A 12,789-nucleotide genomic window follows, 5' to 3' on the forward strand; every position below is an offset into this window, starting at 1 on the left:
GCGCGGAGGCAATGGTAGAATCCCAACCAAAAGTTGTAAGGTCAACATTGACGAAGGGATTTTCCATGGGCATCTTCAAGGACGAGAACGGCCGCAGCTACGGCGACTGGACGCACCGCGGCCAGGGGCGCACCCGCGAGCAGGCCAACGAGATCGTCACCACCGACGACGAGAAGAAGTGGTACGAGCAGACCTTCTGGATCATCTTCTTCCTCGTGATCTTCTGGCCTGTGGGGCTCGTGCTGATGTGGCGCGGCTCCTGCACCTGGCATGTAGCGGTGAAGGTTGTCGTGACCGTTGTGCTTCTGGGTGTTGTGGTGCTGTCCTACCAGATGTCCCAGGCGGTTTTGGCCGCGCAAGGGACGCTCGGCTAGGTGTTGTGTGCCAATAGGTTGTTTACGCCGACGATGCGCGACATGGGCGGCAGGCCCCCGCAGGCGCTGTGCGGCCTGTCCCAATTATAATGCTCGATGAAGGCGGGGAGGGCGGCGCCCCTCCCCGCCTCGCTCTCCCACGCCCTGCCGTACTGCCACTCCTGGGCGAGCGTGCGGTTCATGCGCTCGACCTTGCCGTTCTGCCAGGGGCTGAAGGGCCTCGTGTAGACGTGGCGGACCCCGCGCCCCTCGAGCAGCGCGTTGAACTCGCCGCTGCGGTAGCCCGGCCCGTTGTCGGTCATCACGCGCTCGACCGAGACGCCCATCTCCCCGAAGAAGCCCAGGCAGCGGCCCATGAAGGCCGCGCAGGTGCCCTTGCGCTCGTCGGGCAGCAGCTCGGCGTAGGCCACGCGGCTGAAGTCGTCGACGGCGACGTGCAGGCACGCCGTGCCCGCCCCCGGCCTCGGCCGGCCGGCGCGGCCGCGCGCCCGCCAGCCCCCGCCGTCGGGGACGCGGGCCACCTTCTTGACGTCGACGTGCAGCAGCTCGCCGGGGGCCTCGCGCTCGTAGCGCACCGGCGTCGCGGGGCCGCGGCGCCGGACCTCGCCGGTCACACGGTCGACGTCGGCGAGGCGCGGCATCCCGCGGCGGGCCACTATCCTGGCGCAGGTGCGGGCGGGGACGCCGGTGGCCGCCGCCAGCGCGAGCGGCGCGAGCAGCATGGACGCGCGGGCCTCGGCGACGCGCTCCTCGGCGTCGGGCGGCGTGAGCCTGGCGAGCCTGCGCGGCCGGCTGCTGCGGTCCGCCAGCCCCTCGCCGCGCCGGCTGCGGCGCAGCCACTTGCACGCGGTCTGGCGGCTGACGCCCATCTGGCGGGCGGCGTCGGCCACGCCGACGCCGGATTCTATGCGGGAAACGAGGGTTTCCCGCCCCCTCGGGGTCAGCTTTGCGTTAGGATGCGATGGCATGGGAGGCCCCCTTCGCTGCGAATCTAGACAACTCACAGCTTGGCGGAGGCCTCCCTATTTGTCGCCACCCGGATGTAAACAACGTCTTGGCACTAAACAGCTAGGTGGCGGCGTAGAGAGAGTGCGGGGCTCTCTGACCGAGTGAGCTTCGCAGCGACGGGAAGTGTCCGGTGGGCATTTCCGCAAATCGAGGTCTGTTTGGGCGAATCAGAATGCCGCGCATATCCAACTTCGAGGACTCGTCGCAACGTTTCCCCTGATGAAAGCCTGCCATCGACCTTCGCGATGGCGGGCTTTCCCTATTCTGTATGCGTTTTGCCCTTGCTCGGCGCCGTGGCTTCGGGCATCATACTGACCCACGCAAAAGAGGCGAGGAGACGCTGGGTCTCCCGCATTCCAGGAGACCGGAACAAGGAGCAGTGATGGCGAAGAAGAACATCCCCTACGATCAGAAGTACTACGATCCCGAGATCGAGTGCATGCCGCGGCCCGAGCTGGAAGCCATGCAGCTGGAGCGTTTGCAGGAGATGGTGGCCTACGCCTACGAGAACACCGTCTGGTACAAGCGCTCCTTCGACGAGGCCGGCGTCGCGCCTACCGACATCAAGACCCTGAAGGACCTGGAGAAGTTCCCCTTCGTGGACAAGAAGACCGAGCGCGAGACCCAGCACGTGGGCTCGTTCTTCGGCGAGATGTGCTCGGTGCCCGAAGAGGAGGTCATCTTCATGGCCACCTCGTCCGGCTCCACGGGCGTGCCCACGGTGAGCCCCTTTACCCAGGAGGACTTCGACCTGTGGCAGGACACCGAGGCGCGCCTGTTCTGGCAGGCCGGCATGCGCCCCACCGACCGCTACGTGCACGGCCTGAACTTCGCCCTCTACGTGGGCGGCCCCGACGTCATCGGCGCCCAGCGTCTGGGGGCTCTGGCCATCTGGGTGGGCGCGGTGCCCTCCGATCGCCTCATCTTCGTGCTGCAGCAGTACCAGCCCACGGTGATCTGGACGAGCCCGTCCTACGCCTGGACGCTGGGCGAGAAGATCAAGGAGAAGGGGCTCGACCCGCGCCGCGACTTCTCCATCCACACCATCATCGTGGCCGGCGAGCCGGGCGGCTCCATCAAGAGCACCCGCGAGGCCATCGAGAACCTGTGGGACGCGAAGGTGGTGGACTTCTTCGGGCTGTCCGACATCTACGGCGCCTGCGCGGCGGCCTGCGAGGCCCACGACGGCCTGCATATCGTGGAGGACCAGATCCTCGTGGAGACGGTGGACCCGGCCACCGGCGAGGTGCTTGAACCCGGCGAGGTGGGCGAGCTGGTGTACACCACCCTCATGAAGAAGGCCCGCCCCATGATCCGCTTCCGCACCGGAGACATCGGATACGTGTCCAACGAGCAGTGCACCTGCGGGCGCACCCTGGCCCGCATCCACATCACCGGCCGCAAGGACGAGATGTTCATCGTGGGCGCCGTGAACGTGTTCCCCTCCGATGTGGAGTACGTGGTGCGCGCCGAGGTGGGGCTGACGGGTGAGTACCTCATCCGCGTCTACGACGAGAACTTCTCCACCCGCTACGAGGTGAGCGTGGAGCGAGCCCAGGGGTCCGACGAGCCCTTCGACGCCGTGGCCGCCCGCGTGTCGGCGGCGCTGAAGGCCCATACCGGCGTGAAGCCGGCCAAGGTGCTCGTCTACGACGCCGGCAAGCTGGGCACCTCCTCCGAGCACAAGGCCAGCCGCTTCATCGACGAGCGCAAGGGCGCCTAGGGCCCGAAGTTCCTCGTTGCACTTGATGGCCGCGCGCCGCCCTCCAGCCGTGCGCGGCCCGCTATAATGCGGATAACCGATAGAAGGGAACCCCATGACCGCTTTCGACTTCTCCATCTCTGGGCAGCACTACCTGTTCGACGTGCAGTCCTTCGCCCACACCATCCTGGCCGCCGGCGGCGATAGCTATTCCTACGCCCTGCGCGACCGCACCACCCAGGGGGTCATCGATGACGTGGCCTCGGGCACCTCCGAGCTGGGCGTGGTCATGCTGACCTCGGCCACCGAGGCGGCGCTCGACGAGGCCTTCACCGAGGCGGGGCTCACCTTCCACGAGCTGGCTGCCTCGGCGCCGCTGGTGGCCCTGCCGTCGAGCCATCCGCTCGTGAACGCCAAAAAGCTCAGCTTGGAGCAGCTGGCCGATTACCCCTATGTGTATTTCGACCAGGGCGAGGGCGCTCCCATCGCCTTTTACGAGGAGGCCCTGTCCGACGTGCCCCGGGCCAAGAAGGTGGCCTGCACCGACCGCGCGTCGCTCACCGAGCTCATCATGGCCATCAACGGCTATACGGTGACGAGCGGCATTTTGGTGGGCATCACCGACGGTAGCGCGCTCACGACCATTCCGCTGGAAACCGATGTGGTGCTGCATCTGGGCTATGTGTCTGCCGACAATCGCGACCTGTCGGTCATGGGGGAGCGCTTCGTCACCCATCTCGCGCGCAGCCTGGACTACTATGCGAATAAATAGTCGCGAGGGATAACGAGAGAGATGCAAGGGCGGCCGTTACGGTCGCCCTTCGGTATTGAGAGAGGGATGCCCATGCTGGAAGTCATTTGGCACGCGCGGGGCGGCCAGGGGGCCTTTACGGCGGCCCGGTGCCTGGGCGCCGCGGCGGCCCTGTCGGCTGGGGCGTGTGCCCTGGCCTTCCCGACCTTTGGACCGGAACGGAGAGGCGCCCCCATGCGCGCGTTCACGAAGATCGATGGGGCGCCTATCGGCGACCGCAGCGTCGTGGCCCGGGCGGGCATCGTGGTGTACCTGGACGAGACGCTGCTGGATGGCAGCTGGGATGCCGAGCTGGCCGACGGCGGCCTCATGCTGCTGAACACGCGCCGCGCGGTGGACGACCCGCGCGTGGTGGCCATCGACGCCGACGGCATCTCGGCGGCCGTGCTGGGACGACCCATTCCCAACACGGTGTTTTTGGGCGCCATTCCGGCCCTCTGCGACGCGGTTAGCTTGGAAGACGTGCACGAGGGCATTCGCGCCACCATGCCCGCGCGGCTGCATGAGAAGAACGTGCGCATCGTGGATGCTGCCTTCGAGGCGCTGGCGTCCCGGCCCGACTTGCCCCACCTGGGCGGCCTCGGTCAGCGCGGGGGTGACTCGGGCACGGGCCTGTTCGATTTGGCGGCTGCGGTGCTGCTTGAGGGAGAGGGGAGCGAGGCATGACCGATCGGAAGTTCACGCCCCATCTGCGGGAGGGTCTGGGGGCGCGGCCCGAGGAGTTCGCCCGCTCCACCTGCTTTGAGGGCGGTTACCTCACCTCGGTGAACGCCGGCTGGCGCAGCCTGCGGCCCTTGATCGACCCGGTGCAGTGCACGCTGTGCCTCAACTGCTATATGTACTGCCCCGACGGCACCATCTTCAAGGTGCGCGACGGCGAGGGCGTCTGCGCGGCGCTTGCCATCGACTACGATTTCTGCAAGGGCTGCGGCGTGTGTGCGAAGGTGTGCCCCGTGCCCTGCATCGCCATGGTGGACGAGCGCGGCGACGGGGAAGTGGCGGCGGGGATCTCGGGCGTCTCGACCGAGCGAGTTTTGCAGCGACGGGAGCAGGGCCTCATGTCCTGTTCCCCAAAGCGAGGACTGTCTGAGCGAATCGAAATGTCCGAGACCCCCGCTCGGAAAGATGCAGAAGGAGGTGCGGCATGAGGAAATTCCTCTCGGGCAACGAGGCCTTCGCCGAGGGCGTGCGCCTGGCGCGGCCCCAGGTGATATCGGCCTATCCCATCACGCCCCAGACCACGGTGGTGGAGGCCTTGGCCACCATGGTGGAAGAGGACAGCCTTGCCTGCGAGTACCTGCACGTGGAAAGCGAGCACACCGCGCTGGCAGCGGCCATGGGGGCATCGGCTACGGGCGCGCGCACGTTCACGGCCACCTCGTCCCAGGGCCTGCTGTACATGGCCGAGTGCCTCACCTACGCCTCGGGCGGGCGGTTTCCCATCGTGATGATGAACGCGAATCGTGCCCTGGCGCTACCGTGGAACATCTACGGAGACCAGCGCGACTCCCTTTCGCTTCTGGATCACGGCTGGATCCAGGTGTATGCCGAGAACAACCAGGAGGCGCTCGATCTGGCGCTCATGGCCTACGCCGTGGCCGAGGACGAGCGCGTGAGCCTGCCGGTGATGGTGAACGTGGACGGCTTCGCTCTCACCCACACCTACGAGTCGGTGGAGGTGCCTGAGGCCCAGGCTGCCGACGCCTTCCTGCCGCCTTACCGCACGGCCAATCGCTTCGATTTCGGGCATCCCGTGAGCATCGGCTATTCAGCCGGCCCCGAGTTCAACCGCTACTACCAGTACTGGCACCACCGCGACATGCTGGCCGCCGAGACGGTGGTGGAAGAGGTGGAGGCCCGCTTCGCCGCCACCTGCGGGCGCCGGTACCCGGGCCTTGTGGACGCCTACCGCTGCGGGGACGCCGATTTGGTGCTGGTCACCTTGGGCTCGGCAGCCGGCATCGCCCGCGATGTGGCCGACGAGCTGCGGGCGGCGGGCACGCGAGCCGGCGTGCTGCGCATCCGCTACCTGCGCCCGGTGCCCGGCCGCCAGCTGGCCGAGGCCCTGGCCGGGGTAGCGGCCGTGGGCGTGCTGGAGAAGGACATCTCCTTCGGCGGCGACGGCGGCGCGGTGTTCTCCACCGTGCTGGCCGCCTGTGCCCGCCGCGGCGTGGCCCGGCCGGCCCTGAATTTCATCGGGGGCCTGGGCGGCGCCGATATTTCCCGCGACCAGGTGCGGGCCTGCTTCGCCGATCTGGAGCGCTTGGCAGCCGGCCAGGGCGAGGCCGGCCGGGTCGTGTTCCTGGGCATTGACGACGAGGAAGGGGGCCTGCGATGACCGTGAACGCGCGCAACATCACCGATGAGGAGTTCTTCTACGGCCACAAGGCCTGCCCCGGCTGCGGCGGTGCGCTCGTGGTGCGCCAGGTGCTGAAGGTGCTCGGGCCCCATGCGGTGAGCGCCCTGCCCGCCGGATGCATGAGCGCCGTGGGCTTCAACTTCCCCCAGCTGGCCTTCGGCAACAACGCCATGATCACCCCCTTCGCCGCCACGGCCGCGGTGCTCTCGGGCATTCGGGCCGGGCTTGCGGCCCAGGGGACGGCGCCCGACGACTGCACTGTGGTGGGCTTTGCCGGCGACGGCGGCACGGCCGACATCGGCCTGCAGGCCCTGTCGGGGGCCATCGACCGCAACGACGATGTGCTCTACATCTGCTACGACAACGAGGCCTATATGAACACGGGCATCCAGAAGTCGGGACTCACCCCCTTCGGTGCCTCCACGACGACCACGCCCGCCGGCGCGCGCGAGCACGGCTGCCTCACGCAGAAGAAGAGCCTGTTCGATATTGTGGCGGCCCACGGCATTCCCTACGCCGCCACGGCCTCGGTGGGCTATCTGAGTGATTTCTTGAAGAAGGTGGAGCGGGCCCGCGATGTGCGCGGCACCCGGTTCATCCACGTGGTGGCGCCCTGTCCGGTGGGCTGGGGCTTTCCCTCGGAGGACATGGTGGACGTGGCCAAGGAGGTCGTGGACACGGGCCTGTGGTACCTCGCCGAGTACGAGGGCCCGGCGCTGTCGGGAGTGCCCGGGGGCGCCTTCCGCCTGAACCGCAATCCCAAGGCGTTCAAGCCCATCGAGCCCTACCTGCGCCGCCAGGGCCGCTTCCGCGCCGATGACGAGGCCGACTTGGCCGCCATCGAGGCCGCCCGCGACGAGCGCTGGGCCTATATGCGCGAGCGATGGGCATAGCGGGCAGGTTGCGCTATAATAGGCAACCTGCCGAGGTGGCTCGGCGTTTTTGCGCCCATGGCTCAACGGATAGAGCAACGGACTTCTAATCCGTAGGTTGTAGGTTCGATTCCTACTGGGCGCGCCAGAAACAAGAAGGCCGGGGTCGCTGACCTCGGCCTTTCGAATGCTCTGGAGCGGGCGACGGGAATCGAACCCGCCTCATCAGCTTGGAAGGCTGAGGTTCTACCAATGAACTACGCCCGCACGATGCAACTTGCATAGTATAGCGCAACCCAGCCGCCCCGCAACGAGAAAACAGAAGTGGGCCTCCATTCCGCCGTTACGGCGATGCTCCGCTTTTGCGCGGGTGCCAAGACCCTGGTATGCGGCCGTTAGGGGCGGACGGGGCCGTCCAGGTGCGCCTGCACCTCTTGCGGAAGCTCATCGAAGGAGACTTCCTCCCACCCGACCACGCCACGAATGGGCTCTACCTCCAGTTTCAGATACGCCCCCTCTCTCAGTTGGCGCTCGGTACCGAACGAGACCTCCCGCCCGTTGCCCTGCTCATCGTAGGCCGGCAGGCGGTAGAGAAGGCTCATACCCCCGGTAGGGTCGATGACCCCGCCCCGCGATTCCAGCTCTTCGGTTCGCGCGTTGTCCACTTGCGTGTAGTACGCGGCGTTCATGTTGCCGGAGAGCACCCACCATCCGGCGATTACCGCGGCTACCGCCACCGCTGCTATGGAAAAGCCCACTGCTACTGCTACCTTTGTGCGCATGTTGGAATCTCCTTCCCGTGGATCGGATGCGATTTCCCAAGGCGCCTTCGATGCTATGCCTATGGCCCGCGAGTCGCCATCGAAGTGCCTTACGGGCGGCTTGCATTTTTGTAAGCGCAGCGCAAGGGCAAAGCTGTCCCTTTGGAGCTCTTCCAGGAGGGGGGCGGTTTGCGGTGCGCGCCGGCCCCGGGAATTCTTTGGAGGTGGCCGCCGCGCGGCAGCGGCATGGCGTAGCCGGAACGGCAGTCGTCAAGCTCCCGAAGAGCCGCGAGGATCCCCATGCTCGACGGACGGCTCCGCTATGCCCTGGATCGCGGACACCTTGTGCGTTTCCGTCGTCACCGTGCGATCCCTTTTGCAAGAACTTGTATCGTAAGGCGGGTATTAGCAAGAAGCTTAAGCACGTGCATCTGGTGCAGCAGCTACGCGCTCGAGAGCAGGGAGGCTTCCATGGAGATCGTCGTCGCGACGCCCGGGCACATTGACGCTATGACCGCTATCACCGATGCCGCGGTGGCCGACATGGCCGCCCGCGGGCTCGACCAGTGGCAGTGCGGGTACCCGTGCCGCGCCACCTGGGAGGCTGATGTGGCCGAAGGTGCGGCCTACGTTGCCCTGGACGAGGGCCGGGTGGTGGGTGTGTTCCGCTACGGCACCGAGCCCGAGGCGGCCTACGACACCCTCGAGGGCTCCTGGCTCGCGAGCGGCCCCTACGCCACCGTGCACCGCTGCGCCGTGGATCCGGTCTGTCGCGGCCGGGGCGTCATGGGCGCGCTCTTCGCTTTCGCCTGCGAGAGGGCCGCCGCCGACGGCATGGCCTCGGTGCGTGTGGACACCCATGCCGATAACGCCCCTATGCGCCGCGCCACCGAGAAGGCCGGCTTCACCTACTGCGGCCCCATCGTGCTCACGGAAGGCGTCGAGGCCGGCGCCCCGCGCATCGCCTTCGAGAAAGTGCTGGGGTAAAGGCGTCTCCGATAGCGGCCGGCGGGTCGGCGACATCATGCGTCGAGCGCCCGGGCGCTTGGCGAGTCGTGCTATGATGGCGGCTGATGCAACCGAGGGTTTGAAGGAGGTGAGGCGATATGTCCAAGAAGCGAAAGCGCACGGGGCGCTGTGCGGCCGAGCGGGCGCGCCGGGCGGCGACGCAGCAGGCTCGGGCCGCGGGGCGCGATGGCGTTCTGTGGCGCCAGACGGCCGAGGAGGCCACGCTGGCGGCGAAGCCGCGCTACAACGGCTACGCCTGCGGCCACGGCGCCCACGGCGACGTCAAGTACAGTCGCGCGAAGGCCAAGCGAGCCTGGCGCGCGCAGATCGGACACGAAGGAGCCTCTCGGGGCTCCTTCCTCTTTTTTGGCGTATTGTGGCAAGTTTGGGGCGGTTCCCAACATGAAGGCCGCGCGAGTGCGGACTACTTCATACACTGAGAGAGAAATCCCAGTTCAAAACTGATGACATTTTCAAAGGGGATGGTTGGATGCCCCGCTGCCGCCCTTCGACTGATGGGAAGCGCTTCAAACTTGTCACTGGCGGCGGCTCAGATTGCAAGGAACGGAAAAGATCGGCTTCGCGAACGCTATAATGATCGCAGAAAGTGATGAGGCGGAGCGGGAACGAGGTCTTATGGAAGCGACGCGCATTTACACCTACGACTCGACCCTGCGCGACGGGGAGCAGTGCGAGGGCATCACGCTCTCGCTCGCCGACAAGCTCGCCATCGTGCGGCGCCTCGACGAGTTCGGCATCGACTACATCGAGGGCGGCTTTCCGGCGTCGAACCCCAAGGACGTGGCGTTCTTTCGCGAGGTGGCCGCCATGGAGCTGCGTCACGCCCAGATCGCGGCCTTCGGATCCACGTGCAAGAAGGGCGCGCCCGCGGCCGACGATGCGGGCCTGGCCGACCTTCTGGCGTGCGGGGCGCCGGTGGTCACCATTGTGGGCAAGACCTGGGATGCCCAGGTGGAGCGCGCTTTGCAGACCACCCTTGAGGAGAACCTGCGCATGATCGCCGACTCGGTGGCCTATCTGAAGGCGGCCGGCCGGCGCGTGGTGTTCGATGCCGAGCACTACTTCGACGGCTACAAGGCCAACGCCGACTACGCGCTGGCCTGCGTGGGGGCCGCCGTGGAAGCGGGGGCTGACTCGGTGGACCTCTGCGAGACCAACGGCGGCGCGCTGCCCTTCGAGGTGGAGGCCGTCGTAGCCGCCACGGCGGGCGCCTTCCCGAACGCCGCCTTCGGCATCCACTGCCATAACGACTCGGGGTGCGCGGTGGCCAACACGCTGGCGGCCGTGCGCGCCGGCGCCACGAGCGTGCAGGGCACGGTGAACGGCATCGGGGAGCGGGTGGGCAACACCGACCTGCTCACGGTCATTGCCGACCTGGAGCTGAAGATGGGCGCCCGTTGCGTGGGGGAGCACAGCTTGGCGCAGCTTACGGGCGTGGCGCAGTACGTGGCGGAGCTCTGCAACGTGTCGAAGCCGGCCCACCACCCCTACACCGGCACGAGCGCCTTCGCCCACAAGGGCGGCCTGCACGCGAGCGCCATCGCGCGCTTTCCCGAGGCCTACGAGCACGTGAGCCCGGCGGCCGTGGGCAACGCGAGCCGCACGGTGGTGAGCGAGCTGGCGGGCAAGGCGTCGCTGCTGTCGAAGGCGGCCGCCCTCGGGTTCAACCTGGAGGAGGCCGGTGTGACCACCCAGGACGTGCTCGACGACATCAAGGACCGCGAGGCGGCGGGCTTCACCTACGAGGTGGCCGACGGCTCGCTGGGACTTCTGCTCATGCGCCATCTGGGGCTGTATGCGCCCGCGTTCACGCTGGAGAGTTTTCGCGTCATCGTGGACGATCGCGAGGACACCGGCGCGCTTGCCAAAGACGCGCTGTCCGAGGCCACGGTGAAGATCCACGTGGGGGACGCGCGCTTCGTGGCCACCGGCGAGAGCACCGGCCCGGTGGGCGCCCTCGACGCCGCTCTGCGCCGCGCCATCGTGGAGTCGTATCCGCAGGTGGCGGCCATGGAGCTCATCGACTACAAAGTGCGCCTGCTCGACGAGAGCCAGGGCACCGACGCCATCACCCGCGTGACCATCACCGCTACCGACGGGGTGGATACCTGGGGCACGGTGGGCGTGTCCGAGAACGTCATCGAGGCCTCGTGGAACGCCCTCGTGGATTCCCTCGAGTACGGTCTCTTCCTTGCCCGCGCCCGCGCCTAGAGCAGCCTGCAGCGGGAAAGCTGAAGTTTTCTCTTGCGGACATCCTGAAAAGTTGCATGACCCGTACTCTGCATTGCTCTTTTCGGTTGGTGCTCACGTGCACCGACTCTTGCGATAGTTTGTTCCGACGGCTATTCGGCTAGGCGGCCGGGGCCGTGCCCTGCTCTTGCCTCGCTTCGGCCAGAAGCAGGTCCACCATGCGGCCGTAGCTCTTGGTGCCGTCTTCCTGCTTGTTGGCCTTGAGGTAGACGTTGTTGGCGGCGTTGCTCGCCTCGGCCACCGGGCCCTCGAACTGCTTGAGGTATTCCGCGCGCGCCATGCGGTCGGCGCGCACCGCGTCGGACAGCGTGCCGTTCACGGCGACGGCTGCCTCGCGGTCGGTGCGGATGAGGGCCGACAGTGCGTAGTCGTAGGCGAGCGAGTATCCGCTGTAGCGCGTGAGGGGGTCGGCGGATTGCTTGCAGGAAAGGTAGCCAATGAAGTTCGCCTCGTCCTCGCGCATAAACCCGCACTGGTGGGCCAGCTCGTGTCCCATGGTGGCGGGAATGGTGAAGAACGGGCCGTCCACGTTGATGTTCGATTCCACGGTGAAGGGGAAGTACATGCCGGCGATGTCCAGGTAGGACAGCACCTCCGAGAACAGCACGGGCTTGGGAGGGGAGTACAGCGGACGGGAGAGCACCGGGTAGATCTCCGCCAGCGATCGCATGTCTTCCACGGCCTCGCGGGCGTAGGCCTCGAAACCGCCGCGGGCCGCGGCGTAGCTGTCGGGACTGTCGTCGATGGCCGCCCGGGCGTCGTTCATCTCGTCGGCCAGGTGCTCGCAGAGGGCCGCAAGCTCGGTCGTGCTCGACGGGGCCAGGTCGAATCCGGCGTCCTCGGCGAAGGTGAGCCGGTGGTAGTTGAGGCCGCACATGAGCGCGAAGAGGCAGTAACCCACGGACACCACCGCCAACATCGTGGCCGCCGCCCGCCACAGCACGAACCGCCGCCCTCCCGCGTCCCGCATCAAGGCCACCGCGTAGAAGACGAGCCATCCGATGCAGAACGCGAGAAACGCCACCACGACCCACTGCGCCACCGACCAGGGCGCAAGCGAGGGCAGAAAGCCCCAGGCCGAGGATAGCCATGGGTACACGCCCCGCGAGAACCACATCTCGGTGAGCCCCGGATTTGTCGAGGCCGCCCACGTCAGCAGCAGCGCCGCCGCCCCGGGCAGCAAAAGCCACAGCCGCTTCAGCCGATATGTCTGCGTCTTTTCCATGACTGCATTATGCCGAAATTAGGCAAGCAGAACCAAAGAAGATAAATAGAGTAAACATTTTGTAGAACAGGTTCGCCCAAGGAAGTCAGCGAGGATCCGACAGGTGCCTGGAATTGTGCTGAACCGCGGCCGAGCGGCCTTCGGGCCGTGAGGGAAAGCGGTGAAGTGCAAGGCCGGGTGCATGCCGGAACCGCAGCATCGGCCTCGTTCGTCGTTGCGTCAGCAACGACGAAGCAAAAATGGTCGGGATGACAGGATTCGAACCTGCGACATCCTGCTCCCAAAGCAGGCGCGCTACCAGACTGCGCCACATCCCGACGCATACACAGGCTTGCTGTCGGCCGAAAAGCCGCATAGCAGCTCGATGATTATAGCAAGAATTGCTTGCTGGCAATTGA

General features: G+C 66.8%; 13 protein-coding genes and 3 tRNA genes. 11 read left to right on the top strand and 5 right to left on the bottom strand.

Going from position 1 to position 12,789, the window contains the following annotated elements:
• Positions 1-65: 65 nt before the first annotated feature.
• Positions 66-374, top strand: a complete 309-nt coding sequence (locus tag C811_RS05455) for a hypothetical protein (protein ID WP_016308508.1) — start codon at positions 66-68, stop codon at positions 372-374.
• Here the strand turns inward: C811_RS05455 and C811_RS05460 are convergent.
• A complete protein-coding gene (locus tag C811_RS05460; RefSeq protein ID WP_016308509.1) occupies positions 371-1,342 on the bottom strand; it encodes an IS481 family transposase in 972 nt (323 codons plus the stop codon). The two genes, C811_RS05455 and C811_RS05460, sit on opposite strands and share 4 nt — an antisense overlap.
• A gap of 422 nt (positions 1,343-1,764) precedes the next feature.
• Here C811_RS05460 and C811_RS05465 point away from each other — a divergent pair, with 422 nt between their 5' ends.
• The 7 genes from C811_RS05465 to C811_RS05490 all read left to right on the top strand — a co-directional run bounded on the left by C811_RS05465 (position 1,765) and on the right by C811_RS05490 (position 7,274).
• Positions 1,765-3,105 (top strand): phenylacetate--CoA ligase family protein, encoded by a 1,341-nt coding sequence (locus C811_RS05465; protein ID WP_016308510.1) that lies wholly within the window; start codon positions 1,765-1,767, stop codon positions 3,103-3,105.
• 94 nt (positions 3,106-3,199) lie between these two features.
• The gene (locus C811_RS05470) at positions 3,200-3,856 is read left to right on the top strand and encodes a LysR substrate-binding domain-containing protein (RefSeq protein WP_016308511.1); all 657 of its coding nucleotides are present in this window, start codon (positions 3,200-3,202) and stop codon (positions 3,854-3,856) included.
• Between the two features lie 72 nt (positions 3,857-3,928).
• Positions 3,929-4,561, top strand: a complete 633-nt coding sequence (locus C811_RS05475) for a 2-oxoacid:acceptor oxidoreductase family protein (protein WP_016308512.1) — start codon at positions 3,929-3,931, stop codon at positions 4,559-4,561.
• A complete protein-coding gene (locus tag C811_RS16160) occupies positions 4,558-5,043 on the top strand; it encodes a 4Fe-4S binding protein (protein WP_016308513.1) in 486 nt (161 codons plus the stop codon). Before C811_RS05475 ends, C811_RS16160 begins: the two co-directional genes overlap by 4 nt.
• Positions 5,040-6,233 carry a transketolase C-terminal domain-containing protein gene (locus C811_RS05480; RefSeq protein ID WP_016308514.1) on the top strand — a complete coding sequence of 398 codons (1,194 nt, stop codon included), beginning with the start codon at positions 5,040-5,042 and terminating at the stop codon, positions 6,231-6,233. Before C811_RS16160 ends, C811_RS05480 begins: the two co-directional genes overlap by 4 nt.
• Entirely contained in the window at positions 6,230-7,147 is a 918-nt protein-coding gene (locus tag C811_RS05485; protein WP_016308515.1) for a thiamine pyrophosphate-dependent enzyme, read from the top strand. The genes C811_RS05480 and C811_RS05485 overlap by 4 nt, the downstream gene beginning before the upstream one ends.
• A gap of 51 nt (positions 7,148-7,198) precedes the next feature.
• Positions 7,199-7,274, top strand: a tRNA-Arg gene (locus C811_RS05490).
• A 45-nt stretch (positions 7,275-7,319) separates the two neighbouring features.
• Here the strand turns inward: C811_RS05490 and C811_RS05495 are convergent.
• Positions 7,320-7,393 (bottom strand) — tRNA-Gly (locus C811_RS05495).
• Positions 7,394-7,521: 128 nt separating this feature from the next.
• On the bottom strand, positions 7,522-7,908 hold the full coding sequence (locus C811_RS05500) for a YxeA family protein (protein WP_016308516.1): 387 nt from the start codon (positions 7,906-7,908) through the stop codon (positions 7,522-7,524).
• 450 nt (positions 7,909-8,358) lie between these two features.
• Between C811_RS05500 and C811_RS05505 the strand changes: the two genes are divergently transcribed.
• The 3 genes from C811_RS05505 to cimA all read left to right on the top strand — a co-directional run bounded on the left by C811_RS05505 (position 8,359) and on the right by cimA (position 11,127).
• Positions 8,359-8,874 carry a GNAT family N-acetyltransferase gene (locus tag C811_RS05505; protein ID WP_016308517.1) on the top strand — a complete coding sequence of 172 codons (516 nt, stop codon included), beginning with the start codon at positions 8,359-8,361 and terminating at the stop codon, positions 8,872-8,874.
• A 119-nt stretch (positions 8,875-8,993) separates the two neighbouring features.
• Positions 8,994-9,335, top strand: a complete 342-nt coding sequence (locus C811_RS05510) for a hypothetical protein (RefSeq protein ID WP_016308518.1) — start codon at positions 8,994-8,996, stop codon at positions 9,333-9,335.
• A gap of 196 nt (positions 9,336-9,531) precedes the next feature.
• Positions 9,532-11,127: a citramalate synthase gene (gene cimA / locus C811_RS05515; RefSeq protein WP_016308519.1), complete on the top strand. Its 1,596-nt coding sequence runs from the start codon at positions 9,532-9,534 to the stop codon at positions 11,125-11,127.
• Positions 11,128-11,266: 139 nt separating this feature from the next.
• Here cimA and C811_RS05520 read toward each other — a convergent pair whose 3' ends face one another.
• Positions 11,267-12,391: a DUF3810 domain-containing protein gene (locus tag C811_RS05520; protein WP_016308520.1), complete on the bottom strand. Its 1,125-nt coding sequence runs from the start codon at positions 12,389-12,391 to the stop codon at positions 11,267-11,269.
• A gap of 240 nt (positions 12,392-12,631) precedes the next feature.
• Positions 12,632-12,708 (bottom strand) — tRNA-Pro (locus C811_RS05525).
• Positions 12,709-12,789 lie beyond the last annotated feature (81 nt).

The sequence above is a fragment of the Adlercreutzia caecimuris B7 genome (assembly GCF_000403355.2).
GTDB classification, from domain to species: domain Bacteria; phylum Actinomycetota; class Coriobacteriia; order Coriobacteriales; family Eggerthellaceae; genus Adlercreutzia; species Adlercreutzia caecimuris.

What these genes read in the sequence shown, in the direction of transcription:
- C811_RS05505 (WP_016308517.1), top strand. Translation starts at nt 8,359, where the DNA reads ATGGAGATCGTCGTCGCGACGCCCGGGCACATTGACGCTATGACCGCT.
- C811_RS05485 (WP_016308515.1), top strand. Translation starts at nt 6,230, where the DNA reads ATGACCGTGAACGCGCGCAACATCACCGATGAGGAGTTCTTCTACGGC.
- cimA (WP_016308519.1), top strand. Translation starts at nt 9,532, where the DNA reads ATGGAAGCGACGCGCATTTACACCTACGACTCGACCCTGCGCGACGGG.
- C811_RS05460 (WP_016308509.1), bottom strand. Translation starts at nt 1,342, where the DNA reads ATGCCATCGCATCCTAACGCAAAGCTGACCCCGAGGGGGCGGGAAACC.
- C811_RS05500 (WP_016308516.1), bottom strand. Translation starts at nt 7,908, where the DNA reads ATGCGCACAAAGGTAGCAGTAGCAGTGGGCTTTTCCATAGCAGCGGTG.
- C811_RS16160 (WP_016308513.1), top strand. Translation starts at nt 4,558, where the DNA reads ATGACCGATCGGAAGTTCACGCCCCATCTGCGGGAGGGTCTGGGGGCG.
- C811_RS05520 (WP_016308520.1), bottom strand. Translation starts at nt 12,391, where the DNA reads ATGGAAAAGACGCAGACATATCGGCTGAAGCGGCTGTGGCTTTTGCTG.
- C811_RS05480 (WP_016308514.1), top strand. Translation starts at nt 5,040, where the DNA reads ATGAGGAAATTCCTCTCGGGCAACGAGGCCTTCGCCGAGGGCGTGCGC.
- C811_RS05465 (WP_016308510.1), top strand. Translation starts at nt 1,765, where the DNA reads ATGGCGAAGAAGAACATCCCCTACGATCAGAAGTACTACGATCCCGAG.
- C811_RS05510 (WP_016308518.1), top strand. Translation starts at nt 8,994, where the DNA reads ATGTCCAAGAAGCGAAAGCGCACGGGGCGCTGTGCGGCCGAGCGGGCG.
- C811_RS05475 (WP_016308512.1), top strand. Translation starts at nt 3,929, where the DNA reads ATGCTGGAAGTCATTTGGCACGCGCGGGGCGGCCAGGGGGCCTTTACG.
- C811_RS05455 (WP_016308508.1), top strand. Translation starts at nt 66, where the DNA reads ATGGGCATCTTCAAGGACGAGAACGGCCGCAGCTACGGCGACTGGACG.
- C811_RS05470 (WP_016308511.1), top strand. Translation starts at nt 3,200, where the DNA reads ATGACCGCTTTCGACTTCTCCATCTCTGGGCAGCACTACCTGTTCGAC.